Source organism: Niallia endozanthoxylica (genome assembly GCF_008710145.1).
Lineage (GTDB): Bacteria > Bacillota > Bacilli > Bacillales > Cytobacillaceae > Bacillus_BD > Bacillus_BD endozanthoxylica.
In genome coordinates this window covers 1-25,983 of sequence record NZ_VYKL01000077.1, presented here as the reverse complement: position 1 = coordinate 25,983, position 25,983 = coordinate 1, and the positions used below count along the sequence as shown (strand labels likewise).

Sequence of the window (25,983 nt, the reverse complement as noted above, 5' to 3'; positions counted from 1 at the left end):
AATAAAGCAAAAAACAAGAGTCCTTTTATTGACATAAGGCTCTTGTTTCTTCATGTATAATATCATTTTTACTACGCTCACTTAATTAATCATCCCACTTAACTTCAAGTACTTTTCTAGTGGACGCATCGATTTCAACGTCTGCTTCTCCACGATCTGTTTTTAATTCTACTTCGTATTTGATAAACTCATCGTCTTCATCTTTGCTAATCTCTATCATTCTTCCATTTACTGCTTTTTCAGCAATGGTAGTGGCATCCGCAGTTGTCCTTTTTTTAATGATATGCATCGCTTTTATTCTCGAAAGAATAGATTTGGCTGTACGAAAAGATTTTAATCCTAACATCGCACAAACTCTCTTTTTAATAAAACGATGATCCTGTTCAACGATATTATTAGGATATTTTACCTGCCTTATTTGGATGCCTACGGGCATCTTTTTCTCTTTCTTCAACTCTTCAATTGCGATAGGATAGGCTGGATTCTTATCCACTGTGATTACACGAGGCTTTGAAATATGAACAGACCATAAAGCTTTCTTGAAAAAATGCTTTGCAGCCTGATGATCTCTTGTTTTGCTTAAATAAAAATCAGTCGTATTTCTTTCTGAATCAACGGCACGATATAGATAAATCTATTGACCTTTTACCTTGATATAAGTTTCATCGACTCCCCAAGAATCATTGTTGGCTTAGGATGACGTCGTATTCTTTCATCTTAATTCGGGATCATACTGATGAACCCAATGCATGATTGTTGTATAAGCAATGAATAGGCTCTGTTCTTGCATCATTTCTACTAAATCACGGAAACTGAGATTATACCGTAGGTACCATCTACCATTAACAAATTAATGTCAGGCTAATAACGCTTCTACTTGAATATATTTTGCTTTTTCATATTGGTAACGCACCTTTTTAGAGTAATAGTATCAGTATGCCCAAGATTTAGAGATTAATTGCAATTGTGTTGAAGTTTTTGCACCAGAACCCCATAAGTTTATTAAGATAAATAAGAAAAATAAATTGAACTAATATATAAAAATTGTTAAATATAACACTTAAAAACGGGTACAAGAACTGAAGATCAATAAACGGATTGGCAGCTCTTTTGCTAACGGATTATAAAAAAAGGAATCCGCAAAATAGAATTCTGCGGTTTCTAAACTAATAGAAGAGGTTTAATAATTTCATGCACTTTAATTATTTTCATATGCAATTTATCTTTTAAAGTCACAGCTAGAAAACTATTTTAATTTTTACTTAATCAGAAATTGTGAGTTACTGAACAAAAGTCTTTCGATTTTGAGATGGGGTTTATTTACCTCTCGGGAAGATTAATCCATTTAGCAAACTTTACGCAAGCCATATATTAAACCATAGAATAATCATGTAATTATTGGGAAAATTAGTGTATATATACAAATGCTAAACGTAGAAAGTGAAATGGATGAAAGTATTCGCTCGAATGGTGATTAGCGTTATCCAAAACAATGAGATAAAACCTATTACCGAACGGTCTATAAAAGATAGAATTGAAACCCTCAAACGTCAATGAAGCTCAACATAAGACTTCTAAACGAATGTAGAAAAATTTAATCATGAGAAAGGGAGGAAACAGGTCCTTGTGGGAAGCATTTCGTAATAAAAGGAAAAGGGGAACACCGGTCATAACCCGCGAAGAAACAGCAAGGGATACAGGTAAGCTTCCACTGCACCGAGATTTGAAAACGAATCTTGAAAAAATCAAACAAGAAGTCGGGAATAGTCCAGATGTGATTATCCGTGAATTCGAGATTGGTAGTAATCCGCAGATTCCTATTGCAGCAGTTTATATAGATGGACTGGCTGACAAGAAGATGGTCAGTGATTTTGTGATGCGCTCCTTGATGATTGATCATGGAGAGGCTAAAACTCATAATATCATTTCAGCTCAAAATGTGTTTCATTTCGTTAAAAATAATGCTTTAACTCTGGGTGAAGTAAAAATTATCAAAGATTGGAATGAACTGATTCTGTCAGTTTTGTCTGGTAATACAGTCATCCTGATTGATCGCTTTACAGAAGCCATAAGCGGGAGTACTAGTGGGGGAGAATCCAGGTCCGTAACGGAGCCGTCAACACAAGTTGTAATCCGCGGACCAAAGGATAGCTTTAGTGAGTCCTTGGGGACCAATATATCCCTTGTTCGCCGCAGGATTAAAAGTCCTAACCTATGGCTGGAGACGAAGCAAATTGGAAATGTTACGCAAACGGACGTTGCCGTGATGTATATCAAGGGAATTGCCAATGATAAACTTGTACAGGAAGTAAGGCGAAGGCTTGATGACATTGAAATAGACGGAATTCTGGAATCTGGTTATATTGAAGAATTGATTCAAGATCAAACATTTACTCTCTTTCCTACACTATTTAATACGGAACGTCCGGATGTCGTGGCAGGGAATTTGCTCGAGGGGAGGGTAGCAATTTTTGTGGACGGAACACCCTTTGTTTTGATTGCACCTACTACCTTTTTTCAGTTTTTTCAGACCTCTGAAGATTACTATCATCGTTTTGATATCACGATTGCTATTCGACTATTGCGATATGCCGCTTTACTCATTGGTTTGTTAGGACCTTCAGTCTACGTCGCAGCGATTACGTTTCATCAAGAAATGATTCCAACCCCTCTTCTAATCAGCTTGGCAGAGCAGCGAGAAGGTGTTCCTTTTCCTCCGTTTGTCGAAGCGATATTGATGGAAGCTACACTTGAATTCCTACGCGAGGCAGGGATTCGGATGCCAAGGGCGGTCGGACAAGCCGTATCGATTGTCGGGGCTCTTGTATTGGGACAGGCAGCCGTTGAGGCAGGAATTGTTTCAGCTTCGATGGTGATAGTTGTCTCCATCACCGGTATCGCCAACTTTGCAATCGCATCCTACAGTCTCGGAATATCGATACGCTTGCTCCGCTTTGTGATTATCCTTTTTGCAGGGACATTTGGTTTTTATGGAATTGCCATCAGCAACATTATGGTCTTGGCCCACCTGTGTAACCTGCGCTCTTTTGGTGTACCTTATATGGCTCCCATTACCCCATTTATTCTCGAGGATCAAAAGGATACGATACTGCGTCTGCCTTGGTGGTCGTTTCTTACACGTCCCCGGTTGATCAGTCAGAATAAAATGACGAGGATGGAGGGAGGTCTCCAGCCTACTCCTTCAAAACAAGACCAGAATCAGGACCAAGGTGATTGAGATGAAAACGAAAGGATCCATCCTTATGGGAATGCTTTTATGCATTGTGTGGCTTTCAGGATGTTGGAACAGCCGGGATCTTGGAGATCTGGCAATCGTGATGGGGATGGGGATTGATAGAATACCGGAAACGAAGGAGTATCGGGTCTCTTTTCAAATTGTTAACCCGGGTGAAGTCGCGGCAGGGGGCAAAGGAGGCGGAGGTATACCGGTGACCGTTTATAGTGAAACGGGAAGTACCTTTTTTGAAGCGATACGGAAAACAGCTCAAAAAGCACCGCGTCAATTATTCTTTGGGCATATGAGTGTCATTGTAGTTGGTGAAACATTAGCTAGGGAAAGTATCCAGGATTTATTCGATTTCTTCGAACGTTCGAATGAAGTCCGCATGACTTCGATCGTCCTTGTGGCTAGGGAGAGCACGGCTGAGTCGGTCATCAGCATTTTGACGCCCATGGAAAAAATTCCGTCCAATAGTTTGATTGGAAAAACGAGGTTTGCAGATAAAGTGTTATCAGAAAATATTGAATATAAATTGGATGAGGTGATTAGATCCTTTGTCAGTGAAGGAGGAGTATCCACCATCAGCGGGGTGAAAATTGTTGGGAACCCGCAGGAAGGAATGAAGACATCCAACAAAGAACAGAGCAAGGTACCAACCTATACTCAAATTGATGGGATGGCCCTCTTCAGAGAAGGTAAGCCTATACGCTGGTTAGATGGCAGTGAAGCACGCGGAACGGTTTGGATACAGAATAAAATGAAAAGTACGATTGTGAATCTGGATTGTCAGGAGAAAAAAGAGGCCCTTGCAATTGAAATTATTCGTTCCGTTACCAAAGTGAAAGCGGAAATCCGGAATGGAAAACCAGCCTTCTCGATCCGAATATGGGATGAAGGAACCATTGGCGAGGTAAAATGCGGTATTGATCTAAGTAAACCTGAAGAACTTGAAAAACTAATAAAAGAATTAGAAGAGGAAACCAAGAAAGAAGTGACGGCAGCGATCAAGGTGGCCCAGGACGAGAAAAGGGATATATTTGGTCTGGGGGAGACTCTTGCCCGAAAATACCCCAAAACATGGGAGAACCTGAAGGAAGAATGGAACGAAACGTTTTCGGAAAGCCAAGTAGACGTATTCGTGGAAAGCTATATTCGCCGTCCGGGGGCGCGGATGAGACCGTATTTGTTAGAAACGAAGTAATCATAGGATGGAAGGGAGGATCCATTACTTCATGAAAAAAGCAAGAATTTCGCCAGGCCAACTATTTTCATTGATTACCTTGTTTAATTTGGGAACAAGCTTAGTTGTTCCATTAGGGATGGATGCCAAACAGGATGCATGGATTGCGATTCTTCTTGGGCTGGCCGGCGGTCTGCTCTTATTTCTTGTTTATGGTACTCTTTTTCACCTCTATCCAAGCATCTCTTTAACCGGGTATATAAGGGAAATACTAGGAAAATATATTGGGTGGCCGTTAAGTTTCTTCTATATTCTTTTTTTTATTTATGGGGCTGCAAGAGACTTGCGGGATGGAGGGGATTTGCTGGTTGCATCCGCCTATGATCAAACCCCACTATTTGCGATTAATGCCTTAATGATTGTTGCCGTTGTTTATGTTCTTCATCAAGGAATTGAAGTGCTGGCAAGATTATCATGGCTCTACTTTATGATTATCCTGTTGGTCGGTATGTTGGGGAACCTCTTTGTCCTGACTTCCGGCGTCGTCGATGTCAAGAATGTATTGCCGGTCCTAGGGAGAGGTTGGAAACCCGTTTTTAATACGGTATACTCGCAGACCTTCATGTTTCCTTTCGGGGAAACGATTTGCTTTACCATGATTCTTCCATTGCTTAGGAATCAAAAAGAAGCGATCAAGATGGGGATGGCAGCCATGGCCTTCGGCGGCATTGCTTTAAGCTACACCATTTTGGTTGAGATTGCTGTTCTTGGCGTAGATATGGCCAGTCGATCAACATTTCCCTTGTTATCTGCGATTAGTTTAGTCAATATAGCAAATTTTTTGCAGCGTTTAGATGCTATCGCCGTTCTGACAGTGATTATCGGGGTTTTTTTTAAGGTTGTGGTCTTTTCGTATGCTGCATTGGTTGGGGTTGCCGACTTATTTCAAGTACAAAATCAACAGAAGTTGAGTTGGCCGATTGGGATGGTTATTCTTTTTTCTTCAATGATGATTGCCAGCGATTTTTCAGATCATCTGGAAGAAGGGAAATTCGCCCTGCGATCGATTTTTGTATTTTTCTCAGTAGTCATTCCCCTCTTGCTTCTGATTGTGGCTCTGACTCGTAAAAGAATTGGATGATCAACGTTCAATGGGGGAATTGCCGCTGAACTTTGGAACTTATCTCCGAACGCTGTGAAGTTTCCGCAAACCGGGAGCTCATTTAATTGAAAGACCGATAATCTTAAAAAAGATGAGGTATGTATTTGCATGAAAATTTTCGCTATATTTCTTCTGCTCTATTTAGCCAGTATGTTTTTTTATGTAATCGTGGATTTAATCATGGGAAAGTCATTAAACTTTGCCCTTTCTAATTTGATTAATCCCTTTTGGATTAATAGAGGAACGGAAATGGGCATTGCCTTTGTCTTATTTTTGATTTGGATAGGCCCTTTGGTTGTTTTTCATTTTCGAGCCAAAAGGAAAAATAGAAACAAGTAAATAAAGTTACTACAAAATAATAAATGAAAAGTTCTTTGATATCAGGAATTTTTTTTAGAAAATAATTATCTCGAACGTCATATTGAGATTTTACGGATCTGGTACAAAGCAAAAGATTTCCAGTGCCTCTAGTCTTATACAACTAGTCCAAACAGTTGGAGTTATCTGTTCAAAGTGTCTATAAATATATCAAAGATGGGATTATTAAAGTTGTAGAAGTACCTTTTGGTGATGAACGAACGAATTATGTTATTTCGGAAGAATCGTTCTTAGAAGCAAAGGAATTGTTTCAGTCCCTAGAATTTGAGCGTGTTCGAAAAAATGAATATTATGATTCTAGCTATGACATTGCGCTTTTTCAGTACTTTCAATCTCCAGATAGTACAGCTGCTAGGGTGATGAAGGATGAGGAGCTAAATTGGGGATTTTATCTTCCGTACTATCAAAAATGGGTGGAATATAATGAAGGAATTGAAAAATATGGGTTGGAACCTTGTTATGAAATTCATAAAGATGCACTAGATTATAAAGGCTACGTTCATATCCAGATTCCTAAAGGGGAGGATATTTTATATCCGTTTATTGATTTCATATATGAGTCTTGGGGAATTGAAAACGTAGAGATTCGGGAACAGGAGCAGGGTGTCTATATCTCGATGAAGGTAGGGGAAATATCTCTTCAACATTCGATTCCTTTTAACTTGGACCAGCTTATTCCTTTTATAAAAGAGGGAACGATTGAGATTGCTGAAGGGTTATTTATTGTTCGGAGTGCTTATCGCAAAACAAATTTAGAGTTGCCAATCAATATGTTGGATACTGTTAAGCAATTGGCCGAACAAGGAAATATGACAATGAGCCAGTGGGTAGAGCGAGCAATTCATCAAGCTATAAAGATGGAAGAATCCTAGTAGGGTAAAAGCATTGTGGGTTTTGCAATGCCTTTTTTGCGCGTGGCAGCACATGTGCTATAGGATACAAGCCCCGAATGCGTAGAGCAACTGGTAAGAGGCAACTGACAGATAGTGCCGATTGGGTCAAGTTTTTATGGGGATAATTTTAAGGGGGGAGAATTCTCTTATTGCATTTTCGTATTGACAACATTTAATAACTTTTTTCTTTTGCACTACCTTTTTTGCTTTTAAAGTCCTTATAATCTCTTCAATGAACGATACATTGGTTATCTGGATGCCTGATTTAAACAAGCAATATTTTGTCTGATGGTCTTTCCAGCAATATTTCTTAGTTTTTTACATAATACATAGACGCATTATCGAAAAGATGGATGGGGTAATTTCTAATTACATTATTCAAACTGATTCATCTTGAGTAAGATTACGAATAATTGATATACATTTATATATTAGTATCTGTATAAGTCAGTTGTATCCTTAGTATTGGTTGCCCATTATTAGGCATTGAAAAAATCTTTATTCTTAAATGTCGTTAAGCGAAGTGGATGGTTAAAAAAATAGATTTGGATGGTTACTTTTGCTGTGAATTCTTTAATATAGGTAAAAAAGTAATCATAGTGATTGTCTTCTTTTAATAATTTTACTGATAAAAAAATGAATAGGCATTCAATTAAATTGAATACATTTGTTGATGTTATCGAAAAAAATGACTGTGGAATCTATAAAGAAACAGCTGTAAAGCAGTTGCTGGTTCTTGCAAATGAGAGACTGTGAGCTATGGGTAATTAAGATAGCTTTATTTCAGAAATAACAGTTATGATGACTAGTAAAAAAATTAAATTAATATCGTTTTAATAATGTAAATAGGTGGTAGGGCATTTATGAAATCGTATCTTTCTTCAAGGGTGAAACAATTAAAGCCTTCTGGCATTCGCAAGTTCTTTGATTTAGCTAATACCATGGAAGGAGTTATCTCTTTAGGAGTTGGAGAACCAGACTTTATTACTCCATGGTCTATACGTCAGGCTTCTATCCAATTAATTAACCAAGGGAGTATATCCTATTCAGAAATGGAAGGGCATATAGAACTGCGAAATCTTATATCTACCTATTTAAATAGCAGTTTCCAAGTTTCCTACTCTCCTAAAGAAGAAATACATAGAGCATGATTTATTAGTGATTACCGATGAAATATATGCTGAATTAACGTATAAAGAAGACACCTTTTGTTCAATAGCCTCTTTAAAGGTTATGAGAGAGCGAACGATTCTTGTATCAGGCTTTTCAAAAGGCTTTGCTATGACAGGTTGGAGATTAGGATTTATATGTGCTCCAGAGTATTTAATTCAACAAATATTGAAGATTAGTCAATTTACAACGATAAGTGCTCCTACGCTATCACAGTATGGAGCACTTGAAGCTTTAAAAAATGGACAAAAGTATATCGTTGAGATGAGAAATTCGTATCGTAAACGGCGCAATTTTATCGTAAAACATTTGCGTGAAATGGGGCTGGATTGTCATTTACCTGAAGGAGCGTTTTATGTATTTCCATCAATTCGTAAAACCGGACTTACATCAGAAGAGTTCGCGGAAAAACTCCTTATTCAGCATAAGGTAGCGGTCGTACCCGGAAATGCATTCGGGGAATGTGGTGAAGGGCATATTCGGTGCTCCTATGCAACTTCATTGGAAAAAATTCAAGAGGCAATGAAAAGAATGAAGCGATTTGTTGACAATCTATAACGTTAACTGGATGGGTAAATTTATAGAGAAATGGATGGTGACTAATTGCTGTTACTTTCTTATAATAGGCCTATTTAATATTTAAATAATGTCTTACAGTAGATATCCACTTGCTAAATTCAATAATATATTTTAGGAGTTTTATTTGATTTTATTGTATAAACATAGAATGTTCTAAGGGGTGGCAACATGAAGATCATGTTTGCTTTGGTAATTATTATTTTTATAATAGCTATTATTTCAACAATATCAATTGCAGGGAAAGGTGACGATAATTATAGCAGTTCAACCAAAAGAAACTTTACAAATTTAAGTTTAATCTATGTAATCATTATTATTTTAGGTTTAATAGGCCTTGGTATATATATTAGATTTTTTTCTTAAAACAAATGATATGTTTTTTAAACCTATTATTTTAGTAGTGATAATAGGTTATTTTTTATGAGTAGTTTTTGTATGTATTTATGGATATAGTAGGGTTGGGTAAAGAATACAAATAAGAAAATTATAATTTGGTTAAAGATACTGAATAAAAGATAAGGATGGTTAATATGGATTGGAAACCAGATCGAAAAGCAAAAAAAGCAATTTATAAACAACTTGCTGAATATCTTGAAAATGGAATAGCGGATGGTACCTTTCCACCTGACAAACCCTTACCTTCTGAAAGGTACTTAGCTAAGGAACTAAATATAAATAGAAGCACGGTAGTTGCTGCATATGGTGAGTTGGAATCAAATGGGCTTATTCAGAGAATTAGAGGAAGCGGGACGACTGTAAGCAAGGATATATGGGGAATTACTAAGAAACGTATTCCCAGCTGGAATAGATATATTGAGGCAGGTTCCTTCTTACCTAACTTACCCGTTACTCAACGGATACGAAAAGAAGCTGTTGAACATAAATTAATTAATCTAGCTAGCGGAGAATTGTCAGAAGACCTTTTTCCAATGGAATACTTAAGAGAAATTACTTCGACTAGGTCGTTTATTGGGAGCTTAGGCTATGACCATCCGCAGGGAAATGAAATATTGAGAAATACTATTACAAAGCATGTTAGACAATTTCGGCAAATTGAAACGTCCCCTTCTTCCATATTAATCACATCTGGCGCGCAACAAGCGTTACACTTAGTCGTTCAATGTCTTCTGAAGCCAGGAGATGCGGTGGCTTTAGAAGACCCGTCTTATAGTTATAATCTTCCAATATTTAAATCTGCAGGAATCAAGCCATATTTTTTATCAGTAGATAAGAACGGAATAAACCCAGAGGAATTACTGTCATTACATAAAAAGCATCGAATCAGAATGATATTTTTGAATCCGGCTTATCAAAATCCTACAGGTTACTTACTTAACGAAAATCAGCGAAAGGCGCTTCTAGAAATATCTTCAGAACATGGGATTCCTGTCGTGGAAGATGATCCATATAGCTTAACGTCTTTTACAGGGGAACATGTTCCTACGCTTAAATCGATGGATGGTCATGGAAATGTTTTATATATTAGCTCTTTGTCAAAGATTGTTGCTTCTGGGTTAAGAATTGGATGGCTTATTGGGCCGAAACCTGTTATTGAGAGGTTATCGGATGCCAAACAACAAATAGACTTTGGTCACGCAATTTTTAATCAATGGATAGCAAATGATTTTTTAGAATCAAAAAATTTTCATGCTCATATCAAAAGATTAGTGAAAGAATTAGAAAAACGCAGGGATCAAATTGTTACTAGCCTTAAGTTTTATTTGAAAGATCAGGTTGATTTTTCTGTTCCTCAAGGAGGAATACATATATGGTGCAAGATAAAAAAAGATTTTAATGAAATTCAATTACTAGAAGAATCAATCAGAAGAGGAGTTATTTATGTCCCTGGTTCAACAATTGGATCAAAAAAAGGTTTTGTTCGTTTTACTTTTGCAAGAGAAGATGAGGTATCCATTGATGAAGGAATTAAAAGATTTTCTGAAGCACTTCATTTTCTCTAACATTTTTAGGGGGAATCATGATATTAATCATGATTTTTTCCTTTTAAAGACAAATGGATGGTCAAAAAAAGATCTAATTGGATGGTTATAAAACTTATAAATCCTTTATTATTAAGAAGTGGATGATTAAACATCCACTTCTTAATAATAATTTGTGGTTAAGTATGTGGATTAATTCACAATTGTCTATTTATAATACAGTTTAGAAATGAATGTATAAGGATTGGAAGGAAAGAGGTATGAACTCTATAAATATGATAAAACTGACTGTCGCAGAACGCATTGTTTGAGGAGAAGGTGATGGCAGTACACTACCTGTATTTGATACTCCTTACGGGAAAATAACATGTCACTGACTATGGCAGCTATGTATGCTCAAGGAGTTCAACTTTATATTGCTCCAACCGCAGATTCAAGAGAGACTTGGCAGTCGACAATCCGTCATATTGCAATGGAAGGAATATGCATCTTACTGGGGATTATGCAAGACCTGATGTATTTAAGCTGAAGTAAACAGCGCGAAACAGGAGAGTATTGAGTGGGAGAAGAATAAATCTATTCTCGAATAAATTCTGCTTTACTATCAAACTTATTATTAATTAAGGAGTTGATATGAAATGTCATGGACGGTTATTATTGTGGTGATTTTTGCACTGTTAAAAATGTTAACTAGTCCCCCAAGTGCACTTGTAGGATGGTTTGTAAGTAATTTTGCACTTCATCCAAAACTAAATTCAAAAGATATTACTATAACATTTAACGGAAAGCGATTAGAGGAGGAAGAAAAAAATAGATTTACCGAATTTTTTAATGAAGCTCTATTTTTAAAAAGGTACAATATATTCCAAGGGAATGAAGACTTGTTTCTAAATCCAGAAACGAGTGTTATTCCATTTGTCATAAACGTAAAAAGTAGAAAAAAAGAAATGACATTCTATGTTTATAGTTACGATGATCACGTTGATGTGGTCAAGCAGTGGAAGAAGAAAGTGGCTTCTTATCGTCTTAGTTCTGAATATCTACAAAAGTTTACTATTTCAAATAGTTTAAGTGTATAAAGGAAAAAACTTGATATCTATATTTCACAGAAGAATAGTATGAATGGAAAAAACTATGGGTTTATTTAAACTGTACCTTTTGTAAAGGGCATTTAAAAAAGGCCTAGGCAACTTGTTGAAGCTGCTGTCTGTATTTTATAGGCGGCAGCTTTTTTAGATTCCATTGACCTCGATAATAACGGAAAGGAATTTCTCCTTTCCATTAGTTCAACGACCTGTGGAGAGCTTCGTAACGCCTCTACCTGTCATCTTAGAATCACTTTCACGTACAAGAGAACCCCACTGCTTTAGCGGTGGGAGTAGTCAGATAGGATATCACGTATTTAGAAATTCACTACCACTTGTTTCTAAAGTAAAGTTAATAAATTTTTCCAATGTAGGTGTAATATATGCACCTTCTTTTACAATTAAATAGCAGTCAAGAGACGGGTTGTACTCCGTTGTTAAGGGGACTTCAACTAATTCCTTGTTCGCTAATTCTCTTTCAATGGACATTCGAGGAAGGAATGCAATACCTAAATGAGATATTACCGCCATTTTGATTGATTCAATATCATCAAGTCTTAAAGTAATGTGATAATCATTTATATCTAAACCGAGTCGCTGTAATTCTAAATGAATCATTTCTCCATGAGTGGTCCCTGGTAATGAACCAATCAAAGGAGCCTTTCGTAAAATATCTTGTATACTACCTTGCCAAGTTGCCCAAGGAGAGCTTGTTGAACAAACAAGCGTCCAGTAATCTTTGTGAATTAAATGTTTTACCATTTTGGGAGGGCTTGTTTGTTCTGTTGACCATGTTACAAATCCAACATTTACTTTCTCATCCAATACATAACGATAAATTTGATCCGTATTATCATAGATCGTTGTCATTTCTACTGTTGGAAACTGTTGCATGAAGTTCAATATGTAATTAGGTAAGAGATAGCGTCCTATAGGCCGATTGCTTCCAATGGCAATGCGTCCTGCTTCACCAGAAATGATTTCTTTAACTGAGGAACGCAACTGTTTTTCAAGACTAAGCAAACTAGCGGCATATTGATTCGTTAGTACACCTACGTCTGTAAGTTCCATTTTATTTCCCTTCCGTATAAAAAGCTTTGCTCCTAATTTTTTTTCCAATGATTTGATTTGTAAACTTAATGCAGGTTGGGTCATAAGCATACTTTTCGCAGCTTGGCTGTAACTCCCATGCTCGACAACGGCACAAAACAATTGTAATTGATAAAGATTGATAGGAAGATCCATGGTGTTTCTCCTTTCAGGATTGTACAGTAGTGGGAATTAATTCGAGTATTTATCTAAAGTAGAATGTCTTATAAGGACCTTAGTTATAAATGATTATATATAGAAAGCGCAAAGAATTGTTATTTGTATTATAGAATAGCCTGGATGATGCAGTAAAGGAATTCTAGAATAACTATCATAATATTCAAATAATGTATAGGAAGCGCAGTGAAAATGATGGAGGAATAAACCTGTATATGAAAATAGGTGATCAATTGAGGAAAAATGGCAACTCTATTTTTCGAGCTTGCTTAGAAAAAAGGAACTCGTACAGTTACGATTTATACAGTGAAGGAAAAACTCTTCCCCTTCGTTGTTAAACGTTATATAAATCTAGCTAAGAAACCTTGTCCATTTCATGGTGTCTTAACTGGTTATATGGCAATCACTTCTAAAGGATTCAACAAATTAAAAGGGAATCCAGATAACTCCCCTTAGGCTCCTAACTCTGTTAGGGGTCCTTTTGAGTTTTATTCTGACTATAAGAATGAATCCCTCTACAAAAAGGTGTGCTTAATTCTTACTCTTCAAGTTGGTTATAAGATTATATATATAACTATATCAATATTTTCAAATTGGATTTATAACTTTATCTAACTTATAATAAATTTAAAGATTAATCTTTATATTCACATAATTAATATTAATCAATCAATAGGAAAGCGTATTCACAAGTTATGAAGGAGGATTTATATGTTAAGTCAAGAACAAAATGAAACATTAACTCAAGTTGGACCTGGAAAACCAATGGGTGAACTCTTAAGAAGATATTGGTATCCAATTGCTGCAAGTTCAGAAGTTGAAAAAGTCGGAACGATTAAAAAAGTGAAAATCCTAGGAGAAGAACTTGTTTTATTCCGCGATAAATCGAATACTCTTGGTCTTGTAGCCGATAAATGTGCTCATAGAGGCGTATCTCTCGAATATGCTATACCGGAACAATGTGGACTACGTTGTCAATATCATGGCTGGCTGTATGACAGAGATGGGCAGTGTATCGAACAACCGAATGAACCTGAAAACAGTACATTTAAAAATCGGATTAAACTTTCTGGATATCCAGTAGAAGAACTAGGTGGATTTGTTTTTGCCTATATGGGACCATCACCTGCTCCTGAATTACCGAAATGGGATCTTTTTGTTCAGAAAAATGTCATTCGTACGATTGGATATGCCGTCATTCCATGTAATTGGATGCAAATCATGGAAAACTCCCTAGATCCAACACACCTTGAATGGCTTCATGGACATTACTTCGAGCATGTATTTGAACAGCAAGGTCGTCAGCAGGATGAGTGGAAAATAACCAAGCACCATCTTAAAATCGGCTTTGATGAATTCGACTGGGGCATCATTAAACGTCGTGTATTAGAAGGACAAACGGAAGAAAATGAAGATTGGGCAATTGGTCATCCGATTGTATTCCCTAACATGCTTCGAGTCGGGGATAGTGGAGCACATTCGTTCCAAATACGGGTACCGATGGATGATACTCATACCTTACATTTTTGGTACACGTGTTTTGTACCGAAAGAGGGGGTTGAGGTACCAGAAGATTATCCTATTTCATTGTACGAATGTCCGATTAAAGATGAAAATGATAAATTCATCATTGATTATATCGATGGTCAGGACATGATGGCATGGATCACTCAAGGACCGATTGCGGATCGAACAACGGAAAGGCTTGGAACATCGGATAAAGGAATCATTATGTTTCGCCAAATGTTAAAGAGAGAATTAAAGAGAGTAGAAAATGGAGAAGATCCAAAGTGTGTGATTCGTGATCCAGAACAAAACCAATATATCGAGTTACCGCAAGAAGAAGATAAATTCAGCGAAGGTGGCTTGTTATCAGGAGTGGCGAAAGATTGGAATACGAGATATGCACCAAATCTAGATGAAATTATTGATCTTTGTAAAGGTGGAACGGTTTCTTCTGTTTTATAACAAATAAGAGGCTGTCTCAAAAGAAAAGGTGTCAGGCACCAATATACAATATTTAGTAACAGCCAATGATAAAAGTTACTAAATATCGTTATTCTGAGGATGCCAGATACCTTATGAGACAGCCTCTGCTCTATCTGTAAAAGGGAGTGTTATCGAGTGATTGAAAAGAGAAACAGTGAAATGCAGGTAAAGTATTGTCCGAACTGCGGAGAATCACTTTTTAAACCATATAGCCTTTTTAATGAATATTGGGTGGCTAACGATACCGTTTATTTTTGTTGGTGTAGCGAATGTTCATGGAGGGGAGAAATTCTAGAAATGAAACGTGTAACGGCACCTGAGCTAGCAAGTTCATAAGGAAAGAAGGAGAGAAAGATGAGCGATTCATTAAATGAACTGAGAGAGAAGGTAGCCCTTTCTTGCAGGATATTAGCTATGGAAGGACTCGTGGATGAAACGTTAGGCCATGTCAGTGCTCGAATAGAAGGTACAGAAGAGATGCTTATTCGCTGTAGGGGAGACATGGAAACTGGCGTAAGGTACACGTCAGCCGAGGCAATCAGAAGGGTTGATTTTGATGGAAATGGGGATGATCTTCAGGGAATCTATCAAGTTCCAAAAGAGTTATCCATCCATGGGGAAATATTCAAATCAAGACCTGAAGTAGGCTGTGTGATTCATGCCCATCCTCCAGCGGCTTTGATATGCGGGATTTCTGAGTTACCGTTAAGGCCAATTTTTGGTGCTTTTAATATACCAGCCATGAGAATGGCATTAGAAGGAGTTCCCGTTTTCCAAAGGTCGTATTTAGTAACCCGACCGGAATTGGCAGCACCCATGATCGAGGAAATGGGGAATAAGGATATTTGTTTAATGAAAGGACACGGTATTACAGCAACAGGTGCAACGATTGAGGAAGCAACGATTAATGCGCTGAACTTTAATACATTGGCGAAAGTGACATTAGAAGTAGCTAAAACAGGACGAGAAGTAGCCGCGATATCGGAAGAGGATATTGCTGAGTTGCCTGATTTAGGCACAAAGTTTAATGCCAAATGGGTTTGGCGTTATTATGTTAAAAAACTTCAAGAAGCAGAAAAGTAAGGGACTGAAAGGAGACATAATATGCCAACTCATAAGCGAATATTAAATATTGGAATTGTCGGGCTTGGGATTGCCGGAGCCTCTATGATTCCTGCTATAATAGATCATCCAGGGGTTAGATTAGCGGCAGCATCTACAAGAAACAAAGAAAGGCTGGAGAAATTTGCAAAAGACTATAATGGAGAAACATATTTTACGATAGAGGAATTGTGTGAAAGTTCGACTATCGATGCTGTATACATTGCTACACCTACAGAATTCCATACAGAACATGTCCGAATTGCTGCTGAAGCAAAAAAACATATTATAGTAGAAAAACCTTTATCCGTCACATTAGAAGATGCAGAAGACATGATAGAAATAGCTGAAAGAAATGGAGTCCAGCTCATTGTCGGACATTCCCATAGTTTTGAGCCACCGATCCAAAAAATGCGGGAAATCATAGAGAGTGGAGAGCTTGGGAAAGTTTTGATGATCCACAATTGGTATTATAATGATTGGTTATACCGTCCAAGGACACCAGAAGAATTAAAAACAGAACTTGGAGGCGGGGTTACGTACCGTCAAGGATCCCACCAATTTGATATTATCCGATTGCTGGGTGGGGGGGAAGTGAGAAGTATTCGGGCAGTAACTGGAATAGCAGATGCTTCTCGCTCTACTGAAGGGAACCATTCTGTTTTCTTAGAGTTTGAAAATGGTATTGCCGCAACGGCTGTTTATAATGGTTATGATCATTTTCATACAACGGACCTTACCTTTGGTATTGGAGAAGGAGGTCCATTAACAAACTCAAATGTTTATGGGCAATCCCGTCGATTAATCAAAGACACAAAATCACAAACAGATGAAGTGGCTTTAAAGGTTGCTTCTGGTTTTGGCGGGGAACGATCGAAAAACTATAAAGAAGCCGAAAAAAGTCACCCTTTCTTTGGATTGACAATTGTCAGTTGTGAAAAGGGAGACATTCGGCAACATCCAGACGGCTTAATTGTGTATGGAGAAGATGAAAAGTACGTGGTTCCGATCTTAAAAGAAGAAACAGGTCGATTGAATGTTATTGATGAGCTATATCGAGCAGTGGTGGAAGGGGAAAAACCTGTACACGATGGACGATGGGCAAAAGCTAACCTAGAAGTGTGCATCAAAGCTATTCAATCCTCAAAAGAAAGAAAAGAATTGTATTTAGATCATCAGGTACCAGTACAAAGCAAGGTCGGTCATTCCATTTAAGTGAAAGGATATTTTAAAATCAAACACAGCCAGGCCATGTAGAGATTGGCTGTGTTTTCATATACTTATCGGTTATTGTATGATTTTCTCATAAAAGGAATAAAAAGATTCATAGATCAAGAGAGAAGGATGATTATGACCATTGAACTTGTAGTGCTTGTACCAGATCCGCATCTGTTAATATCAAGAATTGAAAGGAGAGGTACATGATTGGTGAAGCGCTAGCCCTTCTTGCATTAATTTTATTTTCGACGAATATCATCTTAACCAAAGTAGCAACTGCTCGAGTAAATAGCAATCTTGGGTTTCTTATTTCTGTCAGTGTAAACGTATTATTCGCTGCACTTTTGCTTCTAATTCAATTCATTTTTTTTGATCTAGGTACAATAGGCTGGGACACGAAAGGTTTTTTTCTTTTTTTGGCAGCTGGATTTTTTAGTACATACTTAGGCCGTTGGTTTTTCTTTGAAACAATTGCAAAATTAGGTCCAACAAGAGCAAGTGCCTTTCAAGTAAGTAATCCATTATTTACAACCATTATTGCCTGGGGGTTTCTGGAGGAAAAGTTAGATTCAACAGATTTATCTGCTATTTTCCTTATGTTGTTGGGCTTATTCCTAGTATCCTATATTTCCAAAAGAGCGGGAGACGAGGAAGTTGCGGCAACCCAGGAAATGATAAAATCACGAACGTTTAAGCAATTTGTTGTAGGCCAGCTTATTCAAACAGGAATTTTACTAGCTTTTCTCAGTTCTTTTTTCTATGCGATTGGAAATATCGTTAGGGGAGTAGCCATTCAGAGCTGGAATCAGCCTATTTTAGGGGGATTGCTTGGCGCTTTGCTTGGGTTTTTATTACATGTCATCACGAATAAAAGTACTCGTCATTTTTGGAGTGAAATCAAAAAATCAGATCGTACAGGAGTTACTTTCTACATGATTAGCGGAGCTATTACGATTTCGGCACAAATCGCAGTGATTGCCTCGATGAGATATATCCCAATTTCTATTGCTAATCTCATCACATTGTCAACACCGATTATTGTAACACCTGTAAGCTATTTCCTTTTTAAAAATCAGGAAGGCATTACATATAAGACTATTATAGGGATTGTTTTAGTTATGTCGGGGCTTTGTCTTATTATATTGTAAATGAACAAGGCATCATTTATTCTATGAGAATAGCTTTATAACCTATCAAACAGAAGAACTCAAATAAGGATGAATGATTCTCTCTTTACCTGTGGTAGGCTTATCTGTCTATAGGGACTAATACTAGAATAACTAGGCTAACCACCTTAAAGACGTAATACAGGCAACACTGAAATGTAAGCGTTGATAAAAGGATGGCTTAAAATAATAAATCATGATCTACAACACATTCCAGAAAAGGGAGGAAAATTTTGTGAGCATAGAAGTAATTGCCATTCTTATACTTCTGATTATTTTCATTATAGGGGCAATCTTGCCAATAAATATTGGCGTTTTAGGACTCGCTGCGGCTTTTATTGTTGGTATCCAAATTAGTGGTCTTAGCAAGGAAGAGGTTTATAGTGCATTTCCTGTGGAACTGTTTATTTTTATAGTAGGAATCACGTATATGTTTGCCATTATACAAAAGAGCGGGGTTATTGATTTGATTGCAGACGGGGGCCTACGATTGGTAAAGGGGAACGTCGTCGTCATACCTTGGCTCATGTTCGCATTGAGCTCGATTTTGGCAAGTGCAGGAACATATGGCATCGCAGTTGTTACTTTGTTAGCTCCAATTGCATTGAAAATAGCGCATAAATCCAATATTAGTCCGCTAATGATAAGCATAATGATTATTATGGGGATGCAGGCAGGCTCTTTCTCACCATTAAATATTTTTGGTGTCATTGTTAACGGAGGTATGCAAACGAGAGGTCTGGAACATTCGCCAGCGTTACTGCTACTAAATTGTTTTATCTATTTTGGTCTTGTTGCGTTAATAACGTTCTTTCTACTTGGTGGACTTCGCTTAGTAAAGCAGCAATCAACTGCAATGGAATTCGTCGCTGCGTCTATAGAAGTTACAAATGGAAATATATCAACAGAAAAACAAAAAGACGGATTTACAGTATATAAAGGAATTTGTCTTGCGGGGATCGGAGTCTTAGGTATCTTATCGATTGGATTTGATATGAATCTTGGTTTTGCGGCCATTTTAGTGGGGTTAGTACTTGCCTTAATCTCTCCTAGTAAACAAGATGGAGTGCTCAAAGTGATGCCTTGGGGAGTTATCTTTTTAGTCACGGGAATTGTGACCTATGTTGGGATAATGGAAAAAATAGGGGTAATGGATTATGTTACAGCTATGATCGCGAATTTGGGGAATCCTGTCTTGGCGACTCTTGTTGTTTCTTATGTGGGTGGATTTGTGTCCGCTTTTGCTTCAACAACCGGATTCCTAGCTTCTGTTATTCCTATTGCAGAACCAGTCTTGATGGATCCTAGCCTTTCTTCTATCAATGTTATATCTGCGATTTCTGCTTCATCCAGTATCGTTGACTTAAGTCCTCTTTCTTCAGCAGGTGCACTTTTACTTGCGAATGTGCAAGGGATAAAAGAGAGGGTATTTTTTAGGCAACTCTTGATTACTACCGGCATATTCATTGCCTTTGGTCCAGGATTAGCATGGCTCTTATTTGTGGTGATTGGAACTCCTTGGTAAATAACGGACTAAATTATCTGAAAATTATATAGATATATAATAATGTGAATTGTTCGGAAAGATTATGCTTCCATTGCAAATGTGGCTATGTTAAAAAAGAACGATTTATTACGTAACCGTCCCTTTTCTGAACAAGATACGTTTCATGAGGAAAAGGACATTTTTATTACCATTAACGTCATAAAACCCTGTTCACAGAAATATGTCTTCGTCGTGTTTGAAAAGCAGAACACTTCTCTTCTTTCATGACAAAGCTACTTCATACAAATCCAAACCTTGATTCATTTGAACGTGACATTGAGTTGGCTGATCTTGATTACTCTACTTCATCTGAAGCAGGTCTACGAGTGATTGCAGAAAATCATGTTGGCTCACCGATAAAATGAGGGAAAAACAGAAAATTATAGTTAATAACCAAGTAAATCAATCTTAATAGGTTTTTTTATAACTATTCGAGTACTAAATTAACTTATTACTTTTAATTCATCTATTATTCACGCTAGAAACAAAGATGTTGAATTATTCATAACAAGGAGTGAAGGGATTTATGCATGACTTTCATACTCATTTCATCCCAAATGATGTACTGAACTGGCTTAAGGAAAATAAACAGGCAGTCAATGCCGAGTGGATTAAAAAAGAGAACAATAAAGAGGATTTTCTCTTCATCAATCAAAAGTGGGGGTTTGAATTAAAGAAAGCCTTTACTGATTTTGATTTATATATGCACGACCAAGAAAAAGCGAATGTTACACATTCCATGATTTCTGCGATTCCACAACTCTTTTTATATGATTTTCCATTAGATATTACAAAAGAGATGTCGAGAATCTATAACCAATCACTCGCACAGTTAATAGCTGCAAACCCAGGTAAGTTATCAGCCGTTGGAACGGTACCATTGGCACATCCTAATCAAGCTGCTGAAGTGTTAAATGAAGCCATGAACATTGGGTTAAAGGGAGCCATCATAGGGCCTGGATTTGGACAACATATGCTGTCAGACAGCTTTTTTCAACCATTTTTCGAAGAAGCTAACAGGTTAAAAGCGGTTATTTTTATTCATCCATTATTATGTGAAGATTCTCGCTTAAAAAGAAGAATGATGCCTAATTTAATCGGAGTTCCATGGGAAACAACCGTTTGTGCAACAGATGTGCTATTAAGTGGGATGATCGATCGATATCCAGATGTCAAAATATTATTTGCTCATGGAGGCGGATTTCTTCCCTATCAAATAGGTAGGTTGGATAAAGGCTACGAGCAATGGAATCTTGTTTCTTCTAATTTACAAGCCCCGCCTTCTGAGTATTTAAAGCGTTTTTGGTATGATACGGTTCTTTGGAATCAAGAAAGTATTGACCTTCTCGTGAAGACAGTTGGAGAGGATCGAGTTGTAGCAGGATCAGATTATCCATTTGACTTATGTGTATGGCCTCCAAAAGAAATCAGTGAGAAAGGTGCTCACACTTTACTAGATTATGTCGTAAAGTAACCAATTGAACGTTTTCCAAAGAAAGAATAATAGAAACATGAGACAAAGATTAATAGGAGGAATTATTAATGACTATTGAATTAAGCATACTTGCAGCACATGTTCCAAGTATTTGCCACGAGGATCAAGTACCTGACTTTCAACAAAATATGGTCGACGCGATGAAACAAGTCGAAAAGGATATTGCTAATATTAAACCGGACGCTGTCGTATTAGTTTCCTGTCACTGGCCGTCGACTTTTGCCCACTATGTAGATTGTTATCCAGTTCATAAAGGCCTACTGACTGCTATAGAAGCACCCGAATTGATTAAAGATGTTCCATACCATTATCCAGGTGATGAAGAATTAGGGCTTCAACTTGTGAAAGCAGGTGTTGACGCAGGTATTACGGTAAAAGAAGTTCAAGACAAATATTTTGTCTGGGATTATGGAACCGTGGTTCCACTTCGCTATCTTGTGCCAAATGAAGATATCCCAGTAATTAATTTATCTGTAACATTAGCTGCGAATCTAGAAGAAACGTATCAATGGGGAAAAGTCATTGCCAAAGTATTACATGAATCTAATAAAAGGGTCATTTTTATCTCAAGCGGGGCACTGTCACATCATTTAGTCCGTGGAAGACATAATATGCCAACTATTGCTGAGCATAGCCTCGATAAAGAATTTGTCAATTTGTTGATGAATAAAGATTATCAAGCTGCTTATCAAATGCTTCCGCAATATGCGAATATGGCAAAAGTAGAATCAGGAGGCCGCCACCTAGCTATGCTGTTAGGAATTATCAATCAAGAATGGACACCAATCTACTTAGCAGATGGACAATCATCCGGTAGTTGGAATGCTCTAATAGCCTTTAAGAGAACGAACACCTCTCTTACATGTGAGTATTTTTAAACAAGAACATACCGTTTTGTCCCCATTAAAAAGAGTGACATCTTTGGATTATCTTGAAGGTGTCACTCCTTATTAAATGGTTTGGATATTCCTATTTTGATGAACCTGGGTTGAATAAGATCAATCCCTTCTACCAAATCCATAAACAGTTTATTTATAAAGAGGGAGTGCGTATAATGGAATCTTCTCAATCTCTTATATTAACCGCTAATCAGCTATTATCCCATATTGAATACTTAAGAAAGAGGTTAATTAACTTGGGGCTAACATATGGCTTTGACCATGAGAATACACTAATAGCAAGTCAGGAACTAGATGTATATATATTGGCATACCAAGAAATGAATAGCAAACTATCCTTACAAACATGTTCGTGAATTTACTTTAGCATCTAATAACCAGCCAATCTTGTATCCTTTTCAACTTTATTATTCGTTACTTTTAACATCCACCTGAAAAAATTGGTATACAAGTAATATTGTGCAAAAAACTCTATAAAATTGGAATACACATGACAAAAGTTATCATACATCAAAAATTGGGCTCCTAGAGAATCTTAGTTGAAATTCAAGATCATCTTACTTGAACCCAACCTCTTTTAATAGCTTCTACAACTGCCTGGGTCCTATCGTTTACATGCATTTTTTGCAGGATATTACTTACCTGGTTTTTAATTGTTTTATCGCTAATAAATAATGCCTTCCCGATTGTACGATTACTATTACCATCTGCCATTAACGAAGGACTTCACCTTCACGTCGTATTAATAAATGAAGAGGATGGCGAACTTCTATTTGGGTAAAGACCTGATTTTCTTTTATCTCTTGAGAAGCCAAGCGGCAATTGTGTGTCACTTTCATATGTAAATAAGATATGCCATCAGCAACGACTTGATGGCCTCAATCAATGTATCGGCTTCCATTTTTTAGAAAGTGCCCGTTTGCACCTGTTTGTAAAGCATGTGTTACATAGTTCTCATCATCATGTATAGATAAAATAATCACTTTTGCATCTGGATATTTTTCAATTAATTTCCTTGTAGCTACAATACCATTAATATTAGGCATATTAATGTTTATTCACACAACATCAGGATTGTATTTTTCCACTTTTCACCACCACTACACTACCGTCACCTCCTTCAGCGACAATATGAAGGGTGTTTTCTAATTCCATAATACGCTTCACCCCTTCTCTAAATAATTGATGATCATCTGAATGTACCCTTTATAATCTAGTGTATCTTCATGGATTTCATAACAAGGTTCTAACCCATATTTTTCAATTCCTTCATTATAATCTACCCATTTTTGATCGTATGGAAGATAAATCCCCGAAATTAACGCCTCATCTTTCATCACCCTAGCAGCTGTACTATCTTGAGATTGAAAGTACTGAAACAGCGCAATTTCATAGCTATAATCATAAATAAGGATTCTTTTTAAGTGAAGAAGTCAACTAACCTTCCTGAATCTCTTTCATCCCTGCACTATCTTTAATTAGAAATGATGTATGAGTATGTCTAAAGCTGTGGGGGGAATATGCTTGACTACATCCATAGCTTCAACAGTCACCTGCTTTTTCGGCATTACAAAACCATTAGTGGGATTTGTCCGTAACAAGTCTTGACGGATAGCATGCTTGAAAATCACGTTTCCAGTGGTATGGATGCTGTCGATATAGTTATGGTTAAACTCCTTACTTAATTCATCTATAGGGGACTGGTACATGTGCTTTTTGACTGCTCCAACAGCTGAAGCAGTAGGCTTTCCTGTTCGGGAAATTCTGTAATCTTTTTTAAAGGAAAATTAGTTATTGCCCTTTTTTATGGTTGAATATTAAGAAGTTTAAATACAATAAAGATATTAAAGAATGCCTCCATTAAAAGGAGATATTTCTAAATAACACCTTTAAAGGAAGTAAGTTTTGATGGAACTATGGTGAATACTTTAACCTTTTAGACCAATTTTTTTAGTCCTTTTGCAGATATCTCTGCATTATATGACCCGATTTCTAATTGAATGTATATCGCTTATAAAACAATTGGCAGTCAGAAATTATATAAAGTAGCAAGGCTGCCCTAAGTGAAAGATTTACTTAGAACAGCCTTGTTTTAGAGGGAGACTGCATCGCTTATTTTTGTTTAAATATTAGAAACAACTGAACCATCAAACCCTAGTGATAACTACATAGTCTTTTAAGGCTGACTACTTGACAGGGTTGTCCATTTTACCTACTTGCGAGAACATACATATTGATTTTTAGCTGCACCGAGACCAACTATAAAGAGCATTACCGATGCACCAACCAATATCAAAAGTGGAATCGTCCAGCTATTGGTTAGATCATGTAGATAGCCAAAGAACATTGGACCAATGGCAGCAAGTAAATATCCGACCGATTGAGCCATGCCGGACAATTCTGCTGCTTGCCCGGCATTCTTTGTGCGTAAGCTGAAAAACATCATCGCTAGACTAAAGGAAAAGCCTCCCCCTATTCCTAGCATAACAATCCATAAAACAATAAAATTCAAACTTCCATAAATTAACCCAACGTTTCCAATTAAAAGAGAAATAGACGTAATGGTCACTAATAGACGTTGATTGGACATACGTCCCGCGATGATCGGAACGATAAAAGTAAATGGAAGTACGACTACCTGCATAATAGAGAGTAACCAGCCCGATTGATCCGAACTGACTCCTTGTTGCTTTAAGATTTCAGGTAGCCATGCGACAAGCACATAAAACACTGTAGATTGCAGCCCCATAAACAAAGTTACTTGCCAAGCAAGTTTGGAACGCCATAAATTCACATTATTGTAAGTTGTTTGATGATTAGCGGTAGATGTTTTCATATCACGATGTTTCAGTTTAGGTAACCAGAATAAAATGGATACGAAACTCAGAATCCCCCAAATTCCTAATGCACCCTGCCATCCATAGCCTAATCTAATGGCAATGGGAACACTGATACCAGCAGCTATTGCACCAAATAGGTTCATAGAAATGGCATAAACACCTGTCATCATGCCAATTCGTTCGGGAAATTCTCGTTTAATAAGGCTTGGCAACAATACATTACAAACAGCAATAGCCAAGCCAAGGACAGCCGTACCAATATATAAATTAGCAATTCCCGACAGGGAGCGTATAATAATTCCAAGGGTTAGAAAGATGATAGCAATCAGAAGTATTAATTCAACTCCAAACTTTTGTCCTAATTTAGGGGCAAAAGGAGAAAAAAAGGCAAAAGCGAGTAGGGGTAGTGTGGTGATCATCCCAGCTAATGTGTTCGATATCTGCAGATTATCCCGAATGAGATCTACTAGAGGTCCTACAGAGATTAGAGGAGCACGTAAATTAACGGCAATAAAAATAATGCCAAGAATAATTATCCAAGATGCTGATTGCTTGTGACTCTTTGAAGGGGATTCTATTTTCTGTTTTTTATCAAGTTGGTTTAATAAATTCATAATGCTACCTCTCTTTGTTATCCATAGTAAAATACAAGGTTTAATGTAATGGGTGGTTTTATCATTTCCCGACAGAAGACTCCCTCTTCAATTTTGTGCAGGGCGGAGCCCAGAAATAAATTGGAGATGAATGTCGGTTGGCTTTAGCCAAAACGGTTGAGATATGCGAACAAACGTGCTACACTATACTTGTAAGTTGTTCTTTGAAAACTGAAGGTATG

The 25,983-nt window shown here is 37.1% G+C and carries 20 protein-coding genes and 4 pseudogenes; 18 read left to right on the top strand and 6 right to left on the bottom strand.

Translation table 11 applies throughout. The features are described from left to right. Positions 1 to 85: 85 nt before the first annotated feature. The gene (locus F4V44_RS28250; protein WP_263406694.1) at positions 86 to 220 is read right to left on the bottom strand and encodes a PepSY domain-containing protein; all 135 of its coding nucleotides are present in this window, start codon (positions 218 to 220) and stop codon (positions 86 to 88) included. Positions 221 to 271: 51 nt separating this feature from the next. Beyond that, positions 272 to 843: pseudogene (locus F4V44_RS26970) on the bottom strand (IS6 family transposase); the annotation flags it as partial. Positions 844 to 1,600: 757 nt separating this feature from the next. Here F4V44_RS26970 and F4V44_RS26965 point away from each other — a divergent pair. The 9 genes and pseudogenes from F4V44_RS26965 (at position 1,601) to F4V44_RS26925 (ending at position 11,622) form a co-directional block, all read left to right on the top strand. After that, positions 1,601 to 3,238 (top strand): spore germination protein, encoded by a 1,638-nt coding sequence (locus tag F4V44_RS26965; protein WP_150443060.1) that lies wholly within the window; start codon positions 1,601 to 1,603, stop codon positions 3,236 to 3,238. Position 3,239: 1 nt separating this feature from the next. After that, complete coding sequence (locus tag F4V44_RS26960; protein ID WP_150443059.1) at positions 3,240 to 4,442, top strand: Ger(x)C family spore germination protein; 1,203 nt, start codon at positions 3,240 to 3,242, stop codon at positions 4,440 to 4,442. A gap of 31 nt (positions 4,443 to 4,473) precedes the next feature. After that, positions 4,474 to 5,562, top strand: a complete 1,089-nt coding sequence (locus F4V44_RS26955; protein WP_150443058.1) for a GerAB/ArcD/ProY family transporter — start codon at positions 4,474 to 4,476, stop codon at positions 5,560 to 5,562. A gap of 515 nt (positions 5,563 to 6,077) precedes the next feature. Continuing rightward, a complete protein-coding gene (locus F4V44_RS26950) occupies positions 6,078 to 6,833 on the top strand; it encodes a hypothetical protein (RefSeq protein WP_223882051.1) in 756 nt (251 codons plus the stop codon). Positions 6,834 to 7,717: 884 nt separating this feature from the next. Continuing rightward, positions 7,718 to 8,582 (top strand): annotated as a pseudogene (locus tag F4V44_RS26945) (aminotransferase class I/II-fold pyridoxal phosphate-dependent enzyme). A gap of 189 nt (positions 8,583 to 8,771) precedes the next feature. Beyond that, complete coding sequence (locus F4V44_RS26940; RefSeq protein WP_150443057.1) at positions 8,772 to 8,966, top strand: hypothetical protein; 195 nt, start codon at positions 8,772 to 8,774, stop codon at positions 8,964 to 8,966. Between the two features lie 167 nt (positions 8,967 to 9,133). Further along, positions 9,134 to 10,564 carry a MocR-like pyridoxine biosynthesis transcription factor PdxR gene (gene pdxR / locus F4V44_RS26935; protein WP_150443056.1) on the top strand — a complete coding sequence of 477 codons (1,431 nt, stop codon included), beginning with the start codon at positions 9,134 to 9,136 and terminating at the stop codon, positions 10,562 to 10,564. Positions 10,565 to 10,821: 257 nt separating this feature from the next. Next, positions 10,822 to 11,051 (top strand): annotated as a pseudogene (locus tag F4V44_RS26930) (nitrilase); the annotation flags it as partial. A gap of 130 nt (positions 11,052 to 11,181) precedes the next feature. After that, complete coding sequence (locus F4V44_RS26925; RefSeq protein ID WP_150443055.1) at positions 11,182 to 11,622, top strand: YfmQ family protein; 441 nt, start codon at positions 11,182 to 11,184, stop codon at positions 11,620 to 11,622. A gap of 315 nt (positions 11,623 to 11,937) precedes the next feature. On the opposite strand, the gene F4V44_RS26920 is transcribed toward F4V44_RS26925, so the two are convergent. Continuing rightward, positions 11,938 to 12,873, bottom strand: coding sequence for a LysR family transcriptional regulator (locus tag F4V44_RS26920; RefSeq protein ID WP_150443054.1), 936 nt, complete (start codon positions 12,871 to 12,873; stop codon positions 11,938 to 11,940). Positions 12,874 to 13,605: 732 nt separating this feature from the next. Between F4V44_RS26920 and F4V44_RS26915 the strand changes: the two genes are divergently transcribed. The 9 genes from F4V44_RS26915 to F4V44_RS26880 all read left to right on the top strand — a co-directional run bounded on the left by F4V44_RS26915 (position 13,606) and on the right by F4V44_RS26880 (position 22,664). Further along, complete coding sequence (locus F4V44_RS26915; protein WP_150443053.1) at positions 13,606 to 14,862, top strand: aromatic ring-hydroxylating dioxygenase subunit alpha; 1,257 nt, start codon at positions 13,606 to 13,608, stop codon at positions 14,860 to 14,862. A 375-nt stretch (positions 14,863 to 15,237) separates the two neighbouring features. Continuing rightward, positions 15,238 to 15,966, top strand: coding sequence for a class II aldolase/adducin family protein (locus F4V44_RS26910; protein ID WP_150443052.1), 729 nt, complete (start codon positions 15,238 to 15,240; stop codon positions 15,964 to 15,966). A 21-nt stretch (positions 15,967 to 15,987) separates the two neighbouring features. Continuing rightward, positions 15,988 to 17,199: a Gfo/Idh/MocA family protein gene (locus F4V44_RS26905; RefSeq protein WP_150443051.1), complete on the top strand. Its 1,212-nt coding sequence runs from the start codon at positions 15,988 to 15,990 to the stop codon at positions 17,197 to 17,199. Positions 17,200 to 17,405: 206 nt separating this feature from the next. Next, a complete protein-coding gene (locus F4V44_RS26900; RefSeq protein WP_150443050.1) occupies positions 17,406 to 18,350 on the top strand; it encodes a DMT family transporter in 945 nt (314 codons plus the stop codon). Between the two features lie 253 nt (positions 18,351 to 18,603). After that, the gene (locus F4V44_RS26895; RefSeq protein ID WP_191090879.1) at positions 18,604 to 19,893 is read left to right on the top strand and encodes an SLC13 family permease; all 1,290 of its coding nucleotides are present in this window, start codon (positions 18,604 to 18,606) and stop codon (positions 19,891 to 19,893) included. A 245-nt stretch (positions 19,894 to 20,138) separates the two neighbouring features. After that, a complete protein-coding gene (locus tag F4V44_RS27695; RefSeq protein WP_191090878.1) occupies positions 20,139 to 20,279 on the top strand; it encodes a hypothetical protein in 141 nt (46 codons plus the stop codon). Positions 20,280 to 20,440: 161 nt separating this feature from the next. Continuing rightward, positions 20,441 to 21,388 carry an amidohydrolase family protein gene (locus F4V44_RS26890; RefSeq protein ID WP_150443048.1) on the top strand — a complete coding sequence of 316 codons (948 nt, stop codon included), beginning with the start codon at positions 20,441 to 20,443 and terminating at the stop codon, positions 21,386 to 21,388. Positions 21,389 to 21,456: 68 nt separating this feature from the next. Next, positions 21,457 to 22,287 (top strand): DODA-type extradiol aromatic ring-opening family dioxygenase, encoded by an 831-nt coding sequence (locus tag F4V44_RS26885; protein WP_150443047.1) that lies wholly within the window; start codon positions 21,457 to 21,459, stop codon positions 22,285 to 22,287. A gap of 176 nt (positions 22,288 to 22,463) precedes the next feature. Then, the gene (locus F4V44_RS26880; RefSeq protein ID WP_150443046.1) at positions 22,464 to 22,664 is read left to right on the top strand and encodes an aspartyl-phosphate phosphatase Spo0E family protein; all 201 of its coding nucleotides are present in this window, start codon (positions 22,464 to 22,466) and stop codon (positions 22,662 to 22,664) included. A gap of 196 nt (positions 22,665 to 22,860) precedes the next feature. On the opposite strand, the pseudogene F4V44_RS26875 reads toward F4V44_RS26880, so the two are convergent. From F4V44_RS26875 to F4V44_RS26865, 3 genes and pseudogenes are all read right to left on the bottom strand, one after another. Then, positions 22,861 to 23,463, bottom strand: a pseudogene (locus F4V44_RS26875) (response regulator). Positions 23,464 to 23,471: 8 nt separating this feature from the next. Continuing rightward, a complete protein-coding gene (locus F4V44_RS26870; RefSeq protein WP_223882050.1) occupies positions 23,472 to 23,645 on the bottom strand; it encodes a hypothetical protein in 174 nt (57 codons plus the stop codon). Positions 23,646 to 24,520: 875 nt separating this feature from the next. Beyond that, a complete protein-coding gene (locus F4V44_RS26865; protein ID WP_150443045.1) occupies positions 24,521 to 25,762 on the bottom strand; it encodes a CynX/NimT family MFS transporter in 1,242 nt (413 codons plus the stop codon). Between the last annotated feature and the right edge of the window lie 221 nt (positions 25,763 to 25,983).